The organism is Allobrachymonas wangyanguii, from assembly GCF_045055315.1.
Classification (GTDB): Bacteria; Pseudomonadota; Gammaproteobacteria; order Burkholderiales; family Burkholderiaceae_C; genus Brachymonas; species Brachymonas wangyanguii.
The window spans coordinates 1408032-1427301 of the sequence record NZ_CP173677.1; the positions used below are offsets into that span (position 1 = coordinate 1408032).

General features: G+C 64.1%; 24 protein-coding genes. 5 read left to right on the forward strand and 19 right to left on the reverse strand.

The window, feature by feature from the left end; translation table 11 throughout:
* Positions 1 to 13 precede the first annotated feature (13 nt).
* The 7 genes from ACI3EV_RS06820 to ACI3EV_RS06850 form a co-directional block, all read right to left on the reverse strand.
* The gene (locus ACI3EV_RS06820; protein WP_003100847.1) at positions 14 to 571 is read right to left on the reverse strand and encodes a recombinase family protein; all 558 of its coding nucleotides are present in this window, start codon (positions 569 to 571) and stop codon (positions 14 to 16) included.
* Positions 565 to 936, reverse strand: a complete 372-nt coding sequence (locus tag ACI3EV_RS06825) for a hypothetical protein (RefSeq protein ID WP_003100853.1) — start codon at positions 934 to 936, stop codon at positions 565 to 567. Before ACI3EV_RS06825 ends, ACI3EV_RS06820 begins: the two co-directional genes overlap by 7 nt.
* The gene (locus ACI3EV_RS06830; RefSeq protein WP_003100856.1) at positions 933 to 1433 is read right to left on the reverse strand and encodes a hypothetical protein; all 501 of its coding nucleotides are present in this window, start codon (positions 1431 to 1433) and stop codon (positions 933 to 935) included. Before ACI3EV_RS06830 ends, ACI3EV_RS06825 begins: the two co-directional genes overlap by 4 nt.
* Complete coding sequence (locus ACI3EV_RS06835) at positions 1430 to 1756, reverse strand: hypothetical protein (protein WP_003100858.1); 327 nt, start codon at positions 1754 to 1756, stop codon at positions 1430 to 1432. The genes ACI3EV_RS06830 and ACI3EV_RS06835 overlap by 4 nt, the downstream gene beginning before the upstream one ends.
* Positions 1757 to 2010: 254 nt before the next feature.
* Complete coding sequence (locus tag ACI3EV_RS06840; protein WP_003465043.1) at positions 2011 to 2367, reverse strand: cupin domain-containing protein; 357 nt, start codon at positions 2365 to 2367, stop codon at positions 2011 to 2013.
* Positions 2357 to 2758, reverse strand: coding sequence for a DUF86 domain-containing protein (locus ACI3EV_RS06845; RefSeq protein WP_001293886.1), 402 nt, complete (start codon positions 2756 to 2758; stop codon positions 2357 to 2359). The genes ACI3EV_RS06840 and ACI3EV_RS06845 overlap by 11 nt, the downstream gene beginning before the upstream one ends.
* The gene (locus ACI3EV_RS06850; RefSeq protein ID WP_001247892.1) at positions 2755 to 3045 is read right to left on the reverse strand and encodes a nucleotidyltransferase family protein; all 291 of its coding nucleotides are present in this window, start codon (positions 3043 to 3045) and stop codon (positions 2755 to 2757) included. Before ACI3EV_RS06850 ends, ACI3EV_RS06845 begins: the two co-directional genes overlap by 4 nt.
* Positions 3046 to 3203: 158 nt before the next feature.
* Here ACI3EV_RS06850 and ACI3EV_RS06855 point away from each other — a divergent pair, with 158 nt between their 5' ends.
* On the forward strand, positions 3204 to 6170 hold the full coding sequence (locus tag ACI3EV_RS06855) for a Tn3-like element ISPa38 family transposase (protein WP_337691215.1): 2967 nt from the start codon (positions 3204 to 3206) through the stop codon (positions 6168 to 6170).
* A 6-nt stretch (positions 6171 to 6176) separates the two neighbouring features.
* Here ACI3EV_RS06855 and ACI3EV_RS06860 read toward each other — a convergent pair whose 3' ends face one another.
* From ACI3EV_RS06860 to ACI3EV_RS06870, 3 genes are read right to left on the reverse strand one after another with little or no spacing between them, the layout of a single operon-like run.
* The gene (locus ACI3EV_RS06860; protein WP_337691217.1) at positions 6177 to 6458 is read right to left on the reverse strand and encodes a GrpB family protein; all 282 of its coding nucleotides are present in this window, start codon (positions 6456 to 6458) and stop codon (positions 6177 to 6179) included.
* Positions 6459 to 7823, reverse strand: coding sequence for a HipA N-terminal domain-containing protein (locus ACI3EV_RS06865; protein WP_337691219.1), 1365 nt, complete (start codon positions 7821 to 7823; stop codon positions 6459 to 6461). It lies immediately after the preceding gene.
* On the reverse strand, positions 7820 to 8065 hold the full coding sequence (locus ACI3EV_RS06870) for a helix-turn-helix transcriptional regulator (RefSeq protein ID WP_329771631.1): 246 nt from the start codon (positions 8063 to 8065) through the stop codon (positions 7820 to 7822). The genes ACI3EV_RS06865 and ACI3EV_RS06870 overlap by 4 nt, the downstream gene beginning before the upstream one ends.
* Positions 8066 to 8214: 149 nt before the next feature.
* Between ACI3EV_RS06870 and ACI3EV_RS06875 the strand changes: the two genes are divergently transcribed.
* Positions 8215 to 8676: a DUF4442 domain-containing protein gene (locus ACI3EV_RS06875; protein ID WP_329771630.1), complete on the forward strand. Its 462-nt coding sequence runs from the start codon at positions 8215 to 8217 to the stop codon at positions 8674 to 8676.
* A 27-nt stretch (positions 8677 to 8703) separates the two neighbouring features.
* Here ACI3EV_RS06875 and ACI3EV_RS06880 read toward each other — a convergent pair whose 3' ends face one another.
* Complete coding sequence (locus tag ACI3EV_RS06880) at positions 8704 to 9060, reverse strand: DsrE family protein (protein WP_329771628.1); 357 nt, start codon at positions 9058 to 9060, stop codon at positions 8704 to 8706.
* 116 nt (positions 9061 to 9176) lie between these two features.
* Entirely contained in the window at positions 9177 to 11570 is a 2394-nt protein-coding gene (locus ACI3EV_RS06885; RefSeq protein ID WP_337691223.1) for a Tex family protein, read from the reverse strand.
* Between the two features lie 206 nt (positions 11571 to 11776).
* Here ACI3EV_RS06885 and ACI3EV_RS06890 point away from each other — a divergent pair, with 206 nt between their 5' ends.
* Positions 11777 to 12322: a hypothetical protein gene (locus tag ACI3EV_RS06890; RefSeq protein ID WP_337691225.1), complete on the forward strand. Its 546-nt coding sequence runs from the start codon at positions 11777 to 11779 to the stop codon at positions 12320 to 12322.
* A gap of 17 nt (positions 12323 to 12339) precedes the next feature.
* On the opposite strand, the gene ACI3EV_RS06895 is transcribed toward ACI3EV_RS06890, so the two are convergent.
* The 7 genes from ACI3EV_RS06895 to ACI3EV_RS06925 all read right to left on the reverse strand — a co-directional run bounded on the left by ACI3EV_RS06895 (position 12340) and on the right by ACI3EV_RS06925 (position 17223).
* Positions 12340 to 12810, reverse strand: a complete 471-nt coding sequence (locus ACI3EV_RS06895) for a PaaI family thioesterase (RefSeq protein ID WP_337691227.1) — start codon at positions 12808 to 12810, stop codon at positions 12340 to 12342.
* On the reverse strand, positions 12807 to 13088 hold the full coding sequence (locus ACI3EV_RS06900) for a Dabb family protein (protein ID WP_018715564.1): 282 nt from the start codon (positions 13086 to 13088) through the stop codon (positions 12807 to 12809). The genes ACI3EV_RS06895 and ACI3EV_RS06900 overlap by 4 nt, the downstream gene beginning before the upstream one ends.
* A 57-nt stretch (positions 13089 to 13145) precedes the next feature.
* On the reverse strand, positions 13146 to 13499 hold the full coding sequence (locus ACI3EV_RS06905; RefSeq protein ID WP_337691232.1) for an AzlD domain-containing protein: 354 nt from the start codon (positions 13497 to 13499) through the stop codon (positions 13146 to 13148).
* Positions 13486 to 14205, reverse strand: a complete 720-nt coding sequence (locus ACI3EV_RS06910) for an AzlC family ABC transporter permease (RefSeq protein ID WP_337691234.1) — start codon at positions 14203 to 14205, stop codon at positions 13486 to 13488. The genes ACI3EV_RS06905 and ACI3EV_RS06910 overlap by 14 nt, the downstream gene beginning before the upstream one ends.
* Complete coding sequence (gene dusA / locus ACI3EV_RS06915) at positions 14202 to 15212, reverse strand: tRNA dihydrouridine(20/20a) synthase DusA (RefSeq protein ID WP_329771621.1); 1011 nt, start codon at positions 15210 to 15212, stop codon at positions 14202 to 14204. Before dusA ends, ACI3EV_RS06910 begins: the two co-directional genes overlap by 4 nt.
* A 3-nt stretch (positions 15213 to 15215) precedes the next feature.
* Positions 15216 to 16571, reverse strand: a complete 1356-nt coding sequence (locus ACI3EV_RS06920; protein ID WP_329771620.1) for a sodium-dependent transporter — start codon at positions 16569 to 16571, stop codon at positions 15216 to 15218.
* 139 nt (positions 16572 to 16710) lie between these two features.
* Positions 16711 to 17223 (reverse strand): GNAT family N-acetyltransferase, encoded by a 513-nt coding sequence (locus tag ACI3EV_RS06925; protein WP_337691236.1) that lies wholly within the window; start codon positions 17221 to 17223, stop codon positions 16711 to 16713.
* A gap of 156 nt (positions 17224 to 17379) precedes the next feature.
* Between ACI3EV_RS06925 and ACI3EV_RS06930 the strand changes: the two genes are divergently transcribed.
* Positions 17380 to 18495: an LD-carboxypeptidase gene (locus tag ACI3EV_RS06930; RefSeq protein WP_329771617.1), complete on the forward strand. Its 1116-nt coding sequence runs from the start codon at positions 17380 to 17382 to the stop codon at positions 18493 to 18495.
* Between the two features lie 85 nt (positions 18496 to 18580).
* Positions 18581 to 19261, forward strand: coding sequence for a DUF502 domain-containing protein (locus tag ACI3EV_RS06935; RefSeq protein ID WP_329771616.1), 681 nt, complete (start codon positions 18581 to 18583; stop codon positions 19259 to 19261).
* The last annotated feature ends 9 nt before the right edge of the window (positions 19262 to 19270 follow it).

Below are 19270 nucleotides of genomic sequence, written 5' to 3' on the forward strand. Positions count from 1 at the left end.
AAAATAAAGCACGCTAAGCGTGCGTGGAGGCTGGCACCCAGCGGTACAGCGTCGGAATGGACACGCCGAGGTTCTTGGCCACGTCCTTGGGCGGCACCCCGCTGGCCAGCAGCTTCTTGGCCGACTCGATCTTGCTGTCGGTCATCTTCGGCTTGCGGCCGCCTTTGCGGCCGAGCTGCTTGGCGACTTCCAGCCCGGCGCGGGTGCGCTCGACGGTCAGCTCGCGCTCCATTTCGGCAAGGCTCGCCATGACGTGGAAGAAGAACCGCCCGGATGGTGTGCCGGTGTCGATGGAGTCGGTGAGGCTCCTGAACTGGACACCGTGCTTGTGCAGATCGCCGACCAGATCGACCAGTTGCTTGACCGACCGGCCCAGCCGGTCGAGCTTCCAGACGACCAAAGTATCGCCTTCGCGCAGCATTTCGAGCGTCTTGGCCAAGCCAGGCCGGTCTGCCCGCGTGCCACTCACCTTGTCCTCGAAGACCTTTTTACATCCGGCCTTGCTCAAGGCTTCGCGTTGCAGCTCCAGGTTCTGATCCTGCGTCGAGACGCGCGCATAGCCAATCAACATGGCTTGTCTCGCGCCCGGTCGATGCGTTCCTGCATCGCCTGCATCACTTCTTCGTGGGTGTACGATCTGGCGTTGGCGTCGGTGGCTTGCCGCAGGGCTTCCTCAACCTCGCGCGTCATCCGCTCGTAATCCTCCGGCCACAGCGCTTGCTCCATGCGCAGCGACGCCTGACCCAGCAGGTGCAGCAGGCTGAACAGCCGCATGTCGTTGGTGGCGACGATGCGCTCCCGAATCTGCTCCTGAATAGCTTCGCTAGCCCGATGCGCTTGTGGTGTGGCAGTCCCCTCGTAGTCAGCGGGGAATTCCGCTTCCTCGGCAATCCTTGCCCAGGCGCTGGCCAGCGCCTCGATGGTTGACGTGCTCATTTCCGCCGCTCCTGTGCTCTTTGGCGAATCAACCGGCCAAGGGGCCTCGACGCGAAAACCAGCAGCATCACGCCTATCGGATACCAGGTCGAGAAGACCACCAAGGCATCGAAGGCTGGCCGTCCGGTGTTGGTAGGCAGTACGGCGGTCACAGCCATCAACCCGCCGACCGTCCAGATGATGCGCCACACGTAGGGCATCACGCGGGGCACGTAGCCGTCATCGAAAGCGGTCTGGTAGTAGCGGCGCAGGCCGCGCTCGGCAAGCGCCTGGCGCTGCCGCTCCGACAGCGCATCCGTCCGGCCATACCAGCGCCGGAATGGTGGACAGCGCAGCAGCAAAGGGGTGAAGAGGATCATCACCGCCACGATCGCGACACCCCACGCCATGACGGCGCCGGCATCGGGCCGCTTGGCGTTCTCGATCACGGGCGCGAAGACGCCCGGAGCACCGATCATCCAGAACAGCGCAATGTGCTGATGGAAGGAGAGCTTCATTTGCTCATCCACTTGCGCAGCAGGCGCTTTTTCAGGGAGGCGCGTTCTTGCGGGTTGCGTCCCTTGTGATTGGCGATGCGATCCGCCGTGGCGGCCTGGCGCTTGACGGGCCAGTAGGAGCGGCCATCCTTGCCCATCGACCAGACGCTGCTGGCCTGGTTTTCCAGCAGGGGCAGATGGGCGCTCAGGGCTTCGGGCGACGCGCTGGTCAGCGCCGTGCGCTCACGGGTGCGCCAGCGCTGATGCCAGAGCTTCTTGTCCTCGCGCTCGCTGCCGCAGGTCGTGTGCCCGACGATGGGTGTTTTGCGGCGGCTGCGGCTCATAACGTAGTGGTCTCCAAGAACATTCAGGACTGATCCCAGGCGTCGATGGTCAAGACCTGATCGGCAGGACAGGCGGCTACGCGGTCGGGAACTGGATGGTGTTCAGTCTCATGCCGACCCCATTCGATTGATCGCGTCGCTTGCGGCACGCTGCGACGCAAGGAGGTTTGCGACCTGGTTTAGCAGCCGTGTCCGCTGCATGTCTGTTACCTATCTCCCCGACCGCTCATTGGACCAACTCCAGAGATTGGGCTCTATCGCTCAGCCAATACGAAACCGGCATTGGCTGATGCCACAACCGAGACGAACACAAATGGCTCGGTACCTGTATTTCGCGCCCCGTGCACTTGGCCCGGTCTTGCCACGGCTATCTCACCTTCCCTGAGGGCACGAACAATCCCATTGCCCTGAAAGTAATCAGCCATTCCCGACAAAACAGTCCACGTGTCTTGGCCGTGAGGATGAATGTGAGCCGCAATTTCCTGCCCGGGATGGACATGCCAAACCACGATAATTGAGTCTCGGGTTTCAAGCACAACGGAACGAATAGGCTCGCCTTCGGACGGCTGAACATACTCGGCTACAGAAAATATTCTCGATTCAACAGTCATCGGAGATCCCTCTTTCACAGTTGTCGTTACGGTCTTCATCGTCGGCATCCTGACGCACGGCGGGCAATTGCTGGAGCAACGCCGGCAGCCATTCCTGTACCGTCTCCCACACCACATCGAGGTTGATGTCGAAATAGCCGTGAGCCATGCGATTACGCATATTGCGCATGCTGCGCCACGGCACGTCGGCATGCGCCTGGGTGAACTCGACGTAGCCATCCATCACCTTTGTGGCCGCCTCGCCGATGACGATCAGGCTCATGATGACGGCCTGCTGGGTGCGCTTGTCGGCCAAGAAGTCGTCCTTGGCCATCCCTTCCACGAAGCTGCGCGCATCGGTTGCGGCCTGCTGAATGTGGTCGAGGTAATCGGGCAGGCGGTTCTCGCTCATATCGGTTGCGCCTCCGCGAGCACCTTGGCCCGGAACTTCGGCGGCAGGTCGCCGGGAGTCAGCAGATCGACGTCAACGCCGAGCAGCGATTTCAGTTCTTCTTCCAAATCGCCCAAGTCCAACAACGTGGCACCGGGCAGCGCATCGACCAACAGGTCGAGGTCGCTGCCATCCCGGTCGGTGCCATGCAGCACCGAGCCGAAGACGCGCGGGTTCGCGGCGCGAAAGCGGCCTACCGCTTCACGCACTGCGCTTCGCTTCATGTCAAGCACAACAGACGGTCGCATGCGCATCCTTTCTTATCGAAACTCGTTGAGATGATATGCAATCAAGAATAGAATTTCAAGAACTATTTTCGAGAATCGCAATGCCTTGATTCCCGTGCCGCGCCGGTTGCCTTGGCGGGCTTGTCACAAACCTACGTTTTCAAGAAGAAGGAAACCGCATGCCCCGCCGTTCGATCCTCTCCGCCGCCGAGCGCGAAAGCCTGCTGGCGTTGCCGGACACCAAGGATGAGTTGATCCGTCACTACACGTTCAGCGAAAGCGACCTCTCCATCATCCGGCAGCGGCGCGGCCCGGCCAATCGGCTGGGCTTCGCGGTGCAGCTCTGCTACCTGCGCTTTCCCGGCGTCATCCTTGGCGCTGATGAGCCACCGTTCCCGCCATTGCTGAGACTGGTCGCCAACCAGCTCAAGGTCGGCATCGAAAGCTGGGACGAGTACGGGCAGCGTGAGCAGACCCGACGCGAGCACCTGGTCGAGCTGCAAACGGTGTTCGGCTTCCAGCCGTTCACGATTGGCCACTACCGGCAGGCTGTCCAGTTGCTGACCGAGCTGGCCATGCAAACCGACAAGGGCATCGTGCTGGCCAGAGCCTTGATCGAGCACCTGCGGCGGCAGTCGGTCATTGTGCCCGCCCTCAACGCCGTCGAGCGGGCGAGCGCCGAAGCGATTACCCGCGCCAACCGGCGTCTCTACGACGCCTTGGCTGAGCCGCTGACGGACGTGCATCGCCGTCGCCTCGACGATCTGCTCAAGCGCCGCGACAACGGCAAGACGACGTGGCTGGCCTGGCTGCGGCAATCCCCGGTCAAACCGAACTCGCGGCACATGCTGGAACACATCGAACGCCTCAAGGCGTGGCAGGCGCTCGACCTGCCCTCCGGCATCGAGCGGCTGGTTCACCAGAACCGGCTGCTCAAGATCGCCCGCGAGGGCGGCCAGATGACGCCCGCCGACCTGGCGAAGTTCGAGCCGCAGCGGCGTTACGCGACCCTGGTGGCGCTCGCCATCGAGGGCATGGCCACCGTCACCGACGAAATCATCGACCTGCATGACCGCATCCTGGGCAAGCTGTTCAATGCCGCCAAGAACAAGCATCAGCAGCAGTTCCAGGCATCCGGCAAGGCGATCAATGCCAAGGTGCGGCTGTTCGGGCGCATCGGCCAGGCGCTGATCGAGGCCAAGCAAGCGGGCCGCGATCCGTTCGCCGCCATCGAGGCCGTCATGTCCTGGGATGCTTTCGCCGAGAGCGTCACCGAAGCGCAGCGGCTCGCGCAACCCGAGGACTTCGATTTCCTGCACCGCATCGGCGAGAGCTACGCCACGCTGCGCCGCTACGCGCCGGAATTTCTCGACGTGCTCAAGTTGCGGGCCGCGCCCGCCGCCAAGGACGTACTCGACGCCATCGAGGTGCTGCGCAGCATGAACAGCGACAACGCCCGCAAGGTGCCCACCGACGCGCCGACCGAGTTCATCAAGCCGCGCTGGCAGAAGCTGGTGATGACCGACACCGGCATCGACCGGCGCTACTACGAACTGTGCGCGCTGTCGGAGCTGAAGAACGCGCTGCGCTCCGGCGACATCTGGGTGCAAGGCTCGCGCCAGTTCAAGGACTTCGAGGACTACCTGGTGCCGCCCGCGAAATTCGCCAGCCTCAAGCAGGCCAGCGAATTGCCGCTGGCCGTGGCCACCGATTGCGACCAGTACCTGCATGACCGGCTGACGCTGCTGGAAACGCAGCTCGCCACCGTCAACCGCATGGCGCTGGCCAACGAGCTGCCGGACGCCATCATCACGGAGTCGGGCCTGAAGATCACGCCGCTCGATGCGGCGGTGCCCGATACCGCACAGGCCCTGATCGACCAGACGGCGATGATCCTACCGCACGTCAAGATCACCGAATTGCTGCTGGAGGTAGACGAATGGACGGGCTTCACCCGGCACTTCGCCCACCTGAAGTCAGGCGACCTGGCCAAGGACAAAAACCTGTTGCTGACCACGATCCTCGCCGACGCGATCAACCTGGGCCTGACCAAGATGGCGGAATCGTGCCCCGGCACGACCTACGCCAAGCTGGCCTGGCTGCAAGCCTGGCACATCCGCGACGAAACCTACGGGGCGGCACTGGCCGAGCTGGTCAACGCGCAGTTCCGACATCCCTTCGCCGAGCATTGGGGCGACGGCACCACGTCATCGTCGGACGGCCAGAACTTCCGCACCGGCAGCAAGGCCGAGAGCACCGGCCACATCAATCCGAAATACGGCAGCAGCCCAGGGCGGACGTTCTACACCCATATCTCCGACCAGTACACGCCGTTCCACACCAAGGTCGTGAACGTCGGCGTGCGCGACTCGACCTACGTGCTCGACGGCCTGCTGTATCACGAATCCGACCTGCGGATCGAGGAGCACTACACCGACACGGCAGGGTTCACGGACCACGTCTTCGCGTTGATGCACCTGCTGGGCTTCCGCTTCGCCCCGCGCATTCGTGACCTGGGCGACACCAAGCTCTACATCCCGAAGGGCGATGCCACCTACGAGGCGTTGAAACCGATGATCGGCGGCACGCTCAACATCAAGCACGTCCGCGCCCATTGGGATGAAATCCTGCGGATGGCCACCTCGATCAAGCAGGGCACGGCGACGGCCTCGCTGATGCTCAGGAAGCTTGGCAGCTACCCGCGCCAGAACGGCCTGGCCGTCGCCCTGCGTGAGCTGGGACGCATCGAGCGCACACTGTTCATCCTGGACTGGCTGCAAAGCGTCGAGCTGCGCCGCCGCGTGCATGCCGGGCTGAACAAAGGCGAGGCGCGCAACGCGCTGGCCCGCGCCGTGTTCTTCAACCGCCTGGGGGAAATCCGCGACCGCAGCTTCGAGCAGCAGCGCTACCGGGCCAGCGGCCTCAACCTGGTGACGGCGGCCATCGTGCTATGGAACACGGTCTATCTGGAGCGGGCCGCGAACGCCTTGCGTGGCCACGGTCAAGCCGTCGATGACGGCCTGTTGCAGTACCTGTCGCCGCTCGGCTGGGAGCACATCAACCTGACCGGCGATTACCTCTGGCGCAGCAGCGCCAAGATCGGCGCGGGCAAGTTCAGGCCGCTACGGCCGCTGCAACCGGCTTAGCGTGCTTTATTTTCCGTTTTCTGAGACGACCCCTTCATGCTCGGGCCGGTAGTCATAGCCCAAGCCCTGTAGCAGCGGCAGCACCTGTTCGATGTCTGACAGGCTGGCTGCGCCCAGCATCAGGTCGATGATGGGCTTGGCCGCCAGGTCAGGAACCGCCGTGCTGCCCACATGTTCGACCTCGAAACCTGTCGGCAGTGCCGCCAGCAGCCGATTACGTTCGGCAGCAAACTGTCGCGGCCAGTCATCCGAATACTCGGCAATGATCAGGGGTGCGCGGTGGGCCATTTACACCTGCTGCAAGGCCTGCGCCCGCGTCAGCAAGAAGGCTGCGACGGCCTGCAGCTCCTCGCGCTGGGCCAGCAGGTTGTCCTGGTCTTGTAGCTGAAGCTGCAGTTGCTGTTCCATGGCCTGCGCCAGCTGGCGCACGCGCTTGCGCACCTGGTTGGGCGACAGCTGGCAATCACGGGCAAAACGCTCCCAGGCGACAGAACCCGGTGGTGTCGCCAGCTGGTGCCGGCCGATCGCCAGGGCCATGCGCTGCGCCTGTGGCTGGCATAGCACGTCGTGCAGTGGTGCCAGTGTCACGCCCTCTTCTGCCTGGCGCGGCTGGCGCAACAGCAACTGGTGTGGTGCCAGATCGGCCGCGCCCAGCAGCACGCCGGCGATGATGGCATCGAGCAATTGCAGCACCAGGCTGGCGTGTGGGCGGATCTGCTCACGCAGCAGCGCAAACGCCGCCGGCCAGCCTGTGGCCTGGCGGGACTGGCTGGCTCCCGGCGTCAGGCCCATGGCCTGTCCGAGGGTCTCGGCTGGCCAGCGCTGGCAGCGCTGCTCCTCGTCGTAATAACGGTCCGGACGCAGCTGCAGCAGCGCCGTCATCTCGCCGGGTGGCATCGCCTGCATCGGCATGACAGACACGCCAATGGCCTGCAGCAACTGCTGGCACCAGTGACGCTGGAACAGGGCTGCATCCTGACCCGGCGTGGCCAGCCAGAGCAGATGGCTGCTGCAGGGCTGCACGTCCTGGCCGTCCTGCTGCTGCCAAAGCGGGACCAGCGCATGGTCTGCGGGCCAGCCGCCACGCGCGGCCTGCGGACGCGCCAGCAGCAGGCTGATGCAGGCCTGGCGTTCGACATGGCCGGCGGGCAGTGCCGGCAGCTCCTGCTGGATATCGGCATCGTCAAAAATGGACAGCTGCTGCGCCTCGGCCTGCAGTTCTTCCAGCGTCAATGGGGCGGCCTTCCAGCGGCGGCGGTTGGGTGGCAGTGCGTGCAGCGTCACGGCTCCCAGCAAGTCGGTGCCGAGGGCATCCAGCAGCGCGATATCGTCATCGGCAGCGGCCTGCAGGCGTTGTGCCAGCGCCTCGCGCATCGCGCCGGAGGGCAGCAGGCTGCCAAAAAACGCCAGACTGGCCCAGTGGCCAAAGGCCTCGGCCTGCAAGGGCAGATGCAAGGAGAGCGGCACGGCATCAGCATGGGCCAGCCAGTCGCGGTGGTAGCGGAACTGCAGCCAGCCCTGCGAAGGCATGGCCAGGTTCGAGCCGCCGCGTACACCCGGTGCCTGGCCACTGCTGCTGAGCGTACCGACTACCTGCCCCAGCAGGCGCACCTGCAGTCGGGTATGGGCGCGATCGGGGACGGTGCTGCTCATGGCTGCTCCTGCAGGTTATCGGCCAGCGGCACGCCGTCCAGTTGCAGCTGGGCACCCAGCGCCTGCAGCACCTGCAATACTTTTTCCAGTCGTACGGTGCGCTTGCCGGCTTCCAGTTCCACCACAAAGCGCAGGCCGACGCCGGCCGCCAGGGCCAGTTCAGCCTGGGTCAGACCTTGTTGCTTGCGTGTGCGGTAGACCGCCAGTCCCAGATCCTGGGGGGTATCGACAGGTTGCAGCATGGTGGATATTCCCGCTCGGGCATGTTTTACATGTCTGCCATTCTAGGCCAGATGGCGTTCAAGGGTTTGTCCGCAGCACCTCTGTGCTTACTAGCATCTATACTCCACGAATAGAACGATCGTGCTTTTATTTATTTGACGGCCACCTGATGCAATTCACCCCGCGCAATATCCTGCTCTACACCTTCTTCAAGCTGCCGTCCGCTTTCTGGTGCGGGGTACGCGTGACTTCACTGGACGCCAAGGGCTGCACCACCACGGTCAAGCACCGCTGGATCAACCAGAACCCGTTCCAGTCCATGTATTTTGCCGTGCAGGCGATGGCGGCCGAGATGTCGACCGGCGTACTGCTGATGCAAAAAATCCATGCCAGCGGCCAGCCAGTATCGATGCTGGTGGCGAACAACCGCTCCAGCTTTGGCAAGAAGGCGCGCGGCCGCATCCGTTTCCGTTGCGATCAGGGGGCGGTGTTCGATCAGGCCCTGCAACAGGCCTTGCGGCAGGATGAGGGAGTAACGGTCTGGGTCAGCAGCGTCGGCACCGACGAAGCTGGTGACGAAGTCAGCCGCTTCGATTTCGAATGGACGCTGCGGCGCAAGCAGGCGGCCTGAAGCCGACGTGAAGCCGGCCAGCGGCGATCAGAACACCAGTACCTTGTCGGCGGCCAGTGTGTAGTCGGCCAGCTCGCCCAGGTTGCCGATCTCGCAACCGGCGATCAGCGGCAGCTCCAGCAGGCCGCGGTTCTGCATGCAGGTGCGGCAGACACGCACCGTGCCACCCAGATCGACCAGCATTTCCACCATTTCCTGCAGCGTGGCGCCGCTGGCATGGGCCTGGTTCGGCAGTGCCACCACGGTGGCATCCGACATCAGGAACATGGTCACCTTGGGCTGACTGTCCTTGCCGGCCAGTGCCAGCGCCAGGCGCAGGGCGGAATGGCAGTTTTCGTTGCCGTAGGGAGCAGCGTTGACGATGAACAGGACGTGCTGGGACATGGAGGCCTCGTGTCTGGTGCGGCAGCTACCGTACGATGGGATGTGCGCCAGTGCGGCAGCTGTCCGGTTTGGGGACGGCGCACATCAATCCATTATCTGCTAAATTGTTGTGCGGATCAGCGCTTCAGGCCCTTGAGCTTGTCGAATGCCGAGGCCATGGCGGTCGGCTGCGCCTGTCCCCTGCCCTGACCAGCGCCGTAGTGGCGGGCACCCTGGCCACCGCCGCCGGAACGGCGCTCCTGGCCCTGCGGACGCTGGTGGCCGGTGGGCGCGTCCAGCTTCATGGTCAGGCTGATGCGCTTGCGCGCCACGTCAACTTCCAGCACCTTGACCTTGACGATCTGGCCGGTCTTGACGACTTCATGCGCGTCCTGCACAAAGCGATTGGACAGCTGGCTCACGTGCACCAGTCCGTCCTGATGCACGCCCAGGTCGACGAAGGCACCAAAGGCGGCCACGTTGCTGACGGTGCCTTCCAGCACCATGCCTTCGCGCAGGTCGGCGATATCTTCCACGCCCTCGTTGAAGCGCGCCACGGCAAAATCCGGACGCGGGTCACGGCCGGGTTTTTCCAGTTCCTGCAGGATGTCCTTGACCGTGATGACGCCAAACTGGTCGTTGGCAAACAGCTCAGGACGCAGCGTTTTCAGCAGCTCGGCGCGGCCCATCAGCTGGTCCACCGGCTTGCCGACCTGGGCGATGATGCGTTCCACCACCGGATAGGTTTCCGGGTGCACGCCAGTCATGTCGAGCGGATTGCTGCCGTCGCGGATGCGCAGGAAACCGGCACTCTGTTCGAAGGTCTTGGGACCCAGGCCCGTCACCTTGAGCAACTGGGCACGATCGGCAAAGGCGCCATTCGCTTCGCGCCACTTGACGATGGCCTTGGCTACGGTGCCGCTCAGGCCGGAGACGCGGCTCAGCAGCGGCGCGCTGGCGGTGTTCAGGTCCACGCCAACGCCGTTCACGCAGTCCTCGACCACCGCATCCAGCGTGCGGGCCAGATCACTCTGGTTCACATCGTGCTGGTACTGGCCCACGCCAATGCTCTTCGGATCGATCTTGACCAGCTCGGCGAGAGGATCCTGCAGGCGGCGCGCGATGCTGGCGGCACCACGCAGGCTGACGTCCACGTCCGGCATTTCCTGGCTGGCGTATTCGCTGGCGCTGTAGACCGAGGCACCGGCTTCGCTCACCACCACCTTCTGGATGGGCAGTCTGGGCATGTGGTTGGCGGCTGCGTTTTTCTCCAGCAGCTTGATCAGGTCAGCCGCCAGTTTGTCGGTTTCGCGGCTGGCGGTGCCGTTGCCAATGGCAATCAGCTGCACGCCATGCTGCGCACACAGGCGCGCCAGCGTGTGCAGGCTGCCGTCCCAGTCGCGGCGCGGTTCGTGCGGGAACACGGTGGCAGTCTCCAGCAGCTTGCCGGTAGCATCCACCACCGCCACCTTGACACCGGTGCGGATGCCCGGGTCCAGGCCCATCACGGCCTTCTGGCCGGCGGGCGCGGCCAGCAACAGGTCACGCAGATTGTCGCCAAACACCTTGATGGCCACCTGCTCGGCATCTTCACGCAGGCGCGCAAACAGGTCACGCTCCAGCGACAGCGACAGCTTGACGCGCCAGGTCCAGGCCACGCACTTGCGCAGCAGGTCGTCGGCCGGGCGGCCCTGGTGGCTCCAGCCCAGGTGCAGCGCGATACGGCCTTCGGCCAGGCTGGGCTGCTGCAGGCGGGAACGCGCATCGGCAGCCGGGGCATCCATCTCGGGCAGCACCAGTTTGGCGTCCAGGATGTCCTGGCTGCGGCCACGGAATACCGCCAGCGCACGGTGCGAGGGCACGCGGCCAATCGGCTCGTCGTAGTCGAAATAGTCGCGGAACTTGGCCACTTCCGCATCGTTTTCATTCTTGCCGTCCATCAGCTTGCTCTGGAACAGGCCCTCTTCCCAGAGCCAGCCGCGCAGCAGTTGCACCAGGCTGGCGTCTTCCGCCCAGCGTTCGCTCAGGATGTCGCGCACGCCATCCAGCACCGCCGGGATGGTGGTGAAGTCTTCACCGCCCTCGCCTTTCTCGGCCAGTACAAAGGGCTGGGCTTCGGTTTGCGGGTCCAGAGCCGGGTCGGCAAACAGCTTGTCAGCCAGCGGTTCGATGCCGAATTCGCGCGCGATCTGGCCCTTGGTGCGGCGCTTGGGCTTGTACGGCAGGTAGAGGTCTTCCAGCTCCTGCTTGGTCGGTGCGGCGTCGATGGCGGCACGCAGTTCCGGCGTGAGCTTGCCCTGCTCGTCGATGCTCTTGAGGATGGCCTCGCGGCGGCTGGCCAGTTCGCGCAGGTAGGACAGGCGGGCCTCCAGCTCGCGCAGCTGGATATCGTCCAGGCCGCCAGTAGCCTCCTTGCGGTAACGCGCAATGAAGGGGACGGTGGCACCGCCATCCAGAAGTTCGACTGCTATCTGAACTTGCTTTGGCAGCACCTTGATTTCATTCGCTATTTGCTGGATGATGGCGGTCACTTGAGCCTGCTCCCCATGGGTCTAGGTAAATCGGAAACGCTAGAGTATGCCACTTTGCAGCCGCGTTTCCGGCGCGCTGGCCCGACCAGCCGGAGATCGTGCCTATGTCACGCCCGGCGCCTCGGATGCCATGCTGTCCTGCGTGCAGGGGCCGGTGCTGCGGTATAGTGGCGCTGTTGCGGCATCTCGCCGCCCTAGGAGATTCCATGCGCTTCCGTTCCCTGATCATGATCATTTTCTTTGTCCTGGTGGGTGGCTTTGTCACCCTGAACTGGATGGAACTGTCCCGCAACACGGTGCTCAATCTGGGCGTGACCACGGTCGAGGGGCCGCTGGGCCTGGTCATGCTGGGCTTGTTGCTGCTGGCGGTGATCCTGTTTCTGGGCTATGCCGTGATGATCCAGACCAGCTCGCTGCTGGAGACGCGTGCCCACACCAAGGAAATGAAGACGCAGCGCGAGCTGGCCGACAAGGCCGAGGCCAGCCGCTACACCGAGCTGCGCGGCTTGATCGACAAGATCGAGACCGAATCACGCGACCGCCAAAGCCAGCTGCAGCAGTGGATGGACAGCCGCCTGAACACGATGCAGGACCAGGTCTGCAGCCGTGTCGATACCAGTGGCAACACCATCGCTTCCTACATGGGGGAACTGGAAGATCGCCTGGAGGCGCAAGGCCTGCCGCCGAATGCGGCCATGGATCGACGTGTCCCGGCAGATGCGGTGGAGATCAAGCGCGAGTATCCGCTGTAAGCGGCTGACAAGCAGGCTCAGTCGGTGGCAATCACCGGCTGCATGTCCTTGGGCAGTTGCAGCGACTGTGCCTTGCGGCTGCCTACCGCCAGCTTGCGCACGTACTTGAAGGTACCGGTACCATGGGTGCACAGCTGACCCTTGGCATCACGCACTGCGGCTTCGACAAAGGCCATGGTGGCCGTGCGATGCAGCACCTTGCCCTCGGCCACCAGCTCGCCCTGGGCCGGCCGCATGAAGCTTGATTTGAGCTCGATGGTGACCACGCCCATGCCGTCTTCCAGCGAACGTGCTGCCGTGGCCATGGCCACATCCAGCAGCGTCATGCAGACGCCGCCGTGCACCACGTGGAAGGAGTTCAGGTGCTCCGGCAACGGCGTGTAGCCCACTTCCGAGTGCCCTTGTGCCGCCATGCGGATCTGCAGACCCAGGTGGTCGGCAAACGGTACCAGCGGGATATTGACGCGTGGCGGCTGTGCTTCGCTCATGCAGCGTAGTCCAGCACGGTGCGGCTGGAGCACATCGGCTTGACCTGGGCCTTGACCGCCATGTGATCGGGATGATCCTGGTAGGCATCAAGTGTGGCCTTGTCCTCGAACACGGAGTACAGCACCACATCGCCATTGGCCTCCAGACCGTCGGTGCGCAGGCCCACTTCCAGCGTGATGATGCCGGGCACACAGTGGCGGCAGCTTTCCAGCAGCTCTTTCATGCGCGGGGCGTCGGCAGGGTTGTGCAGGGACCAGATGACGATGTGCTTGATCATGGTGATAGTTGTCGTGTGTTGCGGAAAACTGCCAGCTTACCGCAAATTCCGGCTCGCTCAGACGGTGGCCAGCCAGTACCACGAGAGCAGGCCGAATGCCAGCACGCCAACCAGTGTGGGCATGGCGATGCCGCCGGCCAGCCGGCGCGCCAGCAGAATTGCGGCGATCGCCAGCAGCAGCCGGGCCAGTTGCCAGAGCGGTTCGCCCCAGGACCATTGCGGCCACAGTGCCGCCACCAGCAAGGCGCCAATCGCCGCCGGCCCGAGCGCCTGCAGCGCTCCCATCAGGCGTGGTGGCAATGTCCGCCCGCCCTGCTGGCTGCGCTGCAACCAGCGCATCGGCAGCAGGCGCAGCAGAAAGGTGCCGGCACCGCAGACCAGGATCACCCACCAGAGATCAGCGTGCGCCATGTGCCCTCCCGGTGTACAGCGCGCCCAGCAAGGCTCCGGCAGCCAGCCCGCCCAGCATGGCGTAGTGCGCAGGCAGCAGCCACAGCAGCAGCGCAGTGCTGAGCATGGCGCCCAATGTCACCTGCAGCCGTGCATGGCGGAACATTTCCAGCAGCAAGGCCATGAACAGCGAGGGCAGCACGAAATCCAGCGTCTGGTTCAGCCAGGCCGACTGTTGCCCCAGCTGCTGGCCCAGCAGTGCCCCGAGAACGGTGCCGCCAACCCAGGAGGTATACGCGCCCAGCTGCATGCCCAGATACCAGCCCTGCCGATCGGCTGGCGCCATGCTGCCCAGCCGGCTGACCGAAGCGGCGTAGACCTCGTCGGTCAGCCAGAAGGCCAGCAGCGGTGCCGGCAGCAGCGGCGCGCCCTGCCCCAGCTTGTCCAGAATCGAGGGGCCATAAAACAGGTGGCGCACATTCATCAGCAAAATCGTGCCGATGATGCTGAACGGCCCGGCACCGGCAGCCGCCAGCGCCACCAGCACGAACTGTGCCGCGCCGGCATACACCACGACCGAGGTCATGATCGCCAGCAGCGGCGAAAAGCCAGCCTGAATCGCCATCAGGCCAAAGGAAAACGCCACCGGAAAATAGCCCAGCGCAATCGACAGGCTGTGCGTCAGCCCCTGCACCACCGCAGGTCGCGTGATGGCCGGTGTGCTCATGCGTCGGTGACGGGCAGCTGGTCAGCCGCCAGCGCCTGCTGCGCCAGCCGGTAGACCTCACGAGCGGGCTCGTTCTTCAGGCGGTGATCGCTCCAGACCTGGCGCCAGCGGCGCGCACCGCGCTGGCCATGGCGCAGGCCCAGCATGCAACGTGCCACGGCATACCACCAGGTATCGTGCTGCTGCGCCTCGCGCTCCATGTATTCGACCATGGCCAGTTCCACCGCATCGCGATCCACGCGCGGGCTCAGGTCCTCGCTGCCTTCCATCAGCGCATCCCACTGGGTCAGGCTCCAGGGGTTGTGCCAGGCCTCGCGGCCAATCATCACGCCATCCAGATGCTGCCAGTGTTCACGGATCTGCTCCGCCGTGGCAATACCACCATTGACGCTGATATGCAGATCAGGGAAATCACGTTTGAGCTGGTAGGCGACGTCATAACGCAGCGGCGGGATTTCGCGGTTTTCCTTCGGGCTCAGGCCCTTGAGCCAGGCATTGCGTGCATGCACGATGAACACCTGGCAGCCGGCATCGGCCAGCGTGCCGACGAAATCGCGCACCATGGCATAGCTTTCGTCCTTGTCCAGGCCGATGCGGTGCTTGACCGTGACCGGCACGCGCGTGACGGCATCCTGCATCGCCTTGATGCAGTCGGCCACGCGCACCGGTTCGCGCATCAGGCAGGCCCCAAAAGCGCCCTGTTGCACACGGTCGCTTGGGCAGCCGCAGTTCAGGTTGATCTCGTCATAGCCCCATTGCTCGCCGGCCCGGGCGCTGCCCGCCAGCATGGCCGGATCGCTGCCACCCAGTTGCAGCGCCACCGGATGCTCTTCGGCGTTGTAGCGCAGGTGGCTTTCGGCCGCACCGCGCATGATGGCGCCCATATTGATCATCTCGGTATACAGCAAGGCGCGTCGGCTCAGCAGCCGCCAGAAAAAGCGGGCATGCCGATCCGAGACATCCAACAAGGGGGCCGTGGCCAGGCGCGGGCGCTCAGACAGCTGCATGCATCAACCCAGCAACATGCTGATAAACACCGCAATCACTGCCAGCGGTGCGACAAAGCGGCTCACCAGGCTCCAGATCAGGTAGGCCGTGCCTTCCAGGCCCAGCTCCTGGCGGATCTTTTCCTGGTTCATGAACCAGCCGGCAAAAATGATGATGCCCAAGCCGGTCAGCGGCAGCATGAACTTGCTGGTCAGCTTGTCCAGGAAATCGAAAATATTGTTGCCCAGGATCTGGATCTCGCTCCAGTGGTTGAAGGACAGCAGCGACGCCACGCCCAGCAGCCAGATCACCACACCGGCGGTGACGGCGGCGCTCTTGCGGCCCAGCGAGGTGCGCTCTTCCACCAGCGCCACCACCGGCTCCAGCAGCGACATCGAAGACGTCAGCGCAGCAAAGCTCAGCAGGACGAAGAACAGTGCGCCCAGCACGGTGCCGCCCGTCATGTTGCCGAAGGCGATCGGCAGCGTCACGAAGATCAGGCCGGGGCCGGAGCTGGGCTCCAGGTTGTGCGCAAACACCAGCGGGAAGATCGCCATGCCGGCCATCAGGGCAATCGTGGTGTCGAGGATCACCACGGTGCGTGCCGTGCTCAGCAGGTTCACTTCCTTGCCCAGATAGGCACCGTAGGCCGTCATGATGCCCATGCCGAGCGACAGCGTGAAGAAGGCGTGTCCCAGCGCTGCCAGCACCACCTGGCCGTTGATGGCGCTCCAGTCCGGCGTGAACAGGAAGGCGGCCGCGCGGCCGAAGGAGTCCGTGGCCACGGCAGCGTAGCCGACCAGGATCAGCAGCACCAGCGCCAGGCCCGGCATCATGATGCGCGAGGCGCGCTCCAGGCCGGTGGTGACGCCCATGGCAACGATCCAGACGGTCAGGCCCATGAACACGGTATGCCAGAGCATCAGGCTGCCAGCATTGGCCAGAAAGCCCTCGAAGACGGCACCGGTTTCCTTGCCGGTCATGCCCTGGAAGGTGCCGGAGCCGGTCAGGAACAGGTAATCCAGCGCCCAGCCGCCAATCACGCTGTAGAAGGACAGGATTAGGAAGGCACCCAGAATTCCGACAAAGCCCAGTACTTTCCAGGCCGGCGAGCGGCCTTCCTGGCGTGCGACGAACTCCATCGCCTGGATCGGGTTCTGCTGGGCACGACGGCCAATCAGCCATTCCATGATCAGGATTGGCACGCCGATCAGCGTGATGCACAGCAGATAGGTCAGCACAAAGGCCGAGCCGCCGCTGACGCCGGTCATATAGGGAAATTTCCAGATATTGCCCAGACCCACGGCGGAGCCAGTGGCGGCAAGAATGAAGCCAAATCGGGAGCTCCACTGGCCGTGGGATGCTTTGGTCGTGTTCATGGCGTTCCTTGTTCGGTCACGCCGGAAGATCGCTCAGGCCAGCGTGAATCATCGGAGAACTCGTGTGCGGGCACCGGGTGCCGCTGCAACGAAGTGTAAAGTAGCCGATTCTAGCCGAGGCGGCCGCGCACAAGCGTTTTCAGGGCTTGCGCGCAGGCAGGTAGGCGCGCATCATCCACACCGCGTCCGGGCCGAAGCTGCCGACATCCGGCCCCGGTGCCGGCGCAAAGCCAAAGCGGCGCCAGTAGTTGTCGGCGCCCTGTACCGCCACCAGCGCGGCCTGCGGCCAGTCACAGGAGGCACCCTGGTTCAGCACCTGCTGCATCAGGCGATTCGCCAGGCCGCTGCCGTGGTGCCGCGGCGCCACCGCGATATCGTGCACGTACAGGCAATCGGCCTGCTGTGGCGATACCAGGCGCGTGTGGTTCCACATCGGCACTTGCTTGCTGGACCAGGGCACGGCAATGGCATAGCCGCACAGCTCATTTGGCGCATCTGCCAGCGCCGCCGCCCAGCTCAGCGGATGACCGGGCGGGCCGGCATCGAGCTTGCCTTGCAGCACATGCGCCTGCTCCACCAGGAACGGCGCATACGCTTTTTCCTGCACCGCGAGGATGGCATCGATAGACCATTGCTGCAGGGGACGAAGCACGTAAGGAGGCATGGAAACAAGAAGGACGACAGGACAAGTGACGCTAGCATGCATGTAGCGTCATATTTAGCATGATAGTCGATAGGTATTGTGTCAGAACCGTGATGCGCCCTGTCTTGCCAGAGCGGGAATTACAGGGAAAATGCGTACATGTTCATGTCTGGATCACCATTTACCCGCCGCAGCCTGTTGCAGGCCGGCACGGCTGCGACTGCCGGCATCTGGCTGCCGGCCTGTGCCGCACAGACGCCGCTGGCACGACACCCGGATGCCCCCCGGCTGCGCCTGGTCGCCCCATCCGGCTACCTGCCCAATCCGGAACGCATCGACATCGGCCTGCAACGCCTGCAGCGTGCCGGTTTTGCGCTGGAAAACACGGTGGCACTCGGCCGGCGCCATCAGCGCTTTGCCGGTACCGATGCCGAACGCGCGGCCGACCTGCAGGAGGTGGCCAGTGGCCGTGTCGCAGCACCGCAGGTGCTGCTGGGTGCCCGTGGTGGCTATGGCGCGATCCGGCTGTTGCCGCTGATCGACTGGGCGTCCCTGGGCAGCCGCATGCGCGAAGCCGGTACGCTGTTCCTGGGTTACAGCGATGTCTGCGCGTTGCAGCTAGCGCTGTTGGCGCAGGGCCGTACCGGCAGCTTTGCCGGACCGATGTTCTACAGCGAGTTTGGCAGCCCCTGGCCGAGCAGCTTTGCGCTGCAGCAATTTGTGCAGACCGTGACCAGCACGCACCAGACCATCGAGGTGGCGCAGCCGACGCCGCGTGCGCTGGATCTGGAAGGCGTATTCTGGGGCGGCAACCTGTCGGTGCTGGCCGCACTGGCCGGCAGCCCGTGGATGCCGCGGGTGCCGGGCGGTATCCTGTTCATCGAGGATGTGGGTGAACAGCCCTACCGGCTGGAGCGCATGCTGCAGACGCTGCAGCTGTCCGGCGTGCTCAAGCAGCAGCAGGCAATCGTGCTGGGCACCTTCCGCCTGCGAGACGAGGAAGACGGCTACGACGCCAGCTACGATTTCAACAGCGTGATCGGCGTGCTGCGGCAAATCACCGGCCTGCCGGTGCTGACCGGCTTTCCGTTTGGCCATATCCGCGACAAGGTGACCATGCCGCTCGGCTACCGGGCGCGACTGCAGACCACGGCGCAGGGCTACCGGCTGCGCTTCTCCGGCTACCCGCGGCTGGATGCGCGCCATCTGCAACTGCAGACGCTGACGGATCCGGTGGCTGTTGCACCTGCTAGCACTTCTGTGGATGAGGATAGTGCCTGAGCAGACTACTGGCGGCGGTGAAGTCCCTACAATTCCTGTTGATGGCAGCTGTCAGCTGCCTGACTGATTTTTACCTGCCTGAACCATGGACGACGATTCCCAGACCTCCCCTGCCCCTGCAACCGCGAAGAAATCGCACCTGCTGCGCCATATCCTGACCGGCTTTTTTGCCATTGCCCCGCTGTACGTCACCTGGTGGGTCTTCCAGTTCATGTTCGGCCTGCTGGCGAATGCCGGCAAGCCACTGGTCAGTGCCGCCGCCAGCCTGATCGAACCGATCTCGGCTACCGCCTCGCAATGGCTGTTGGCGACCGAGTTCCAGAACCTGATGGCAGTGCTGCTGACCCTGCTGACGCTGTACATCATCGGCCTGCTGGCGACGCAGGTGATCGGCCGCCAGCTGATCAAGTGGATGGAAGACCTGATGATCCGCCTGCCCGGCGTGCAGATCATCTACAAGGCGACCAAGCGCTTCATCGAGACGCTGAGCAATCCCTCGGTCAAGGGCCAGCGCGTGGTGCTGATCAACTTCCCGTCTTCGGAGATGAAGGCCGTGGGCCTGGTGACGCGCGTATTGACCGATGCCGACAGCGGCAAGGAACTGGCCGCCGTCTATGTGCCGACCTCACCCAACCCGACCTCGGGCTATATCGAGATCGTGCCAATGGAAGATGTGGTGCCGACTGACTGGACCTTCGAGGAAGCGATGAACTTTGTCATGACCGGCGGTGCGAACTCGCCGGATACGGTGAAGTTCCGGCATTGAGCCGGGGCA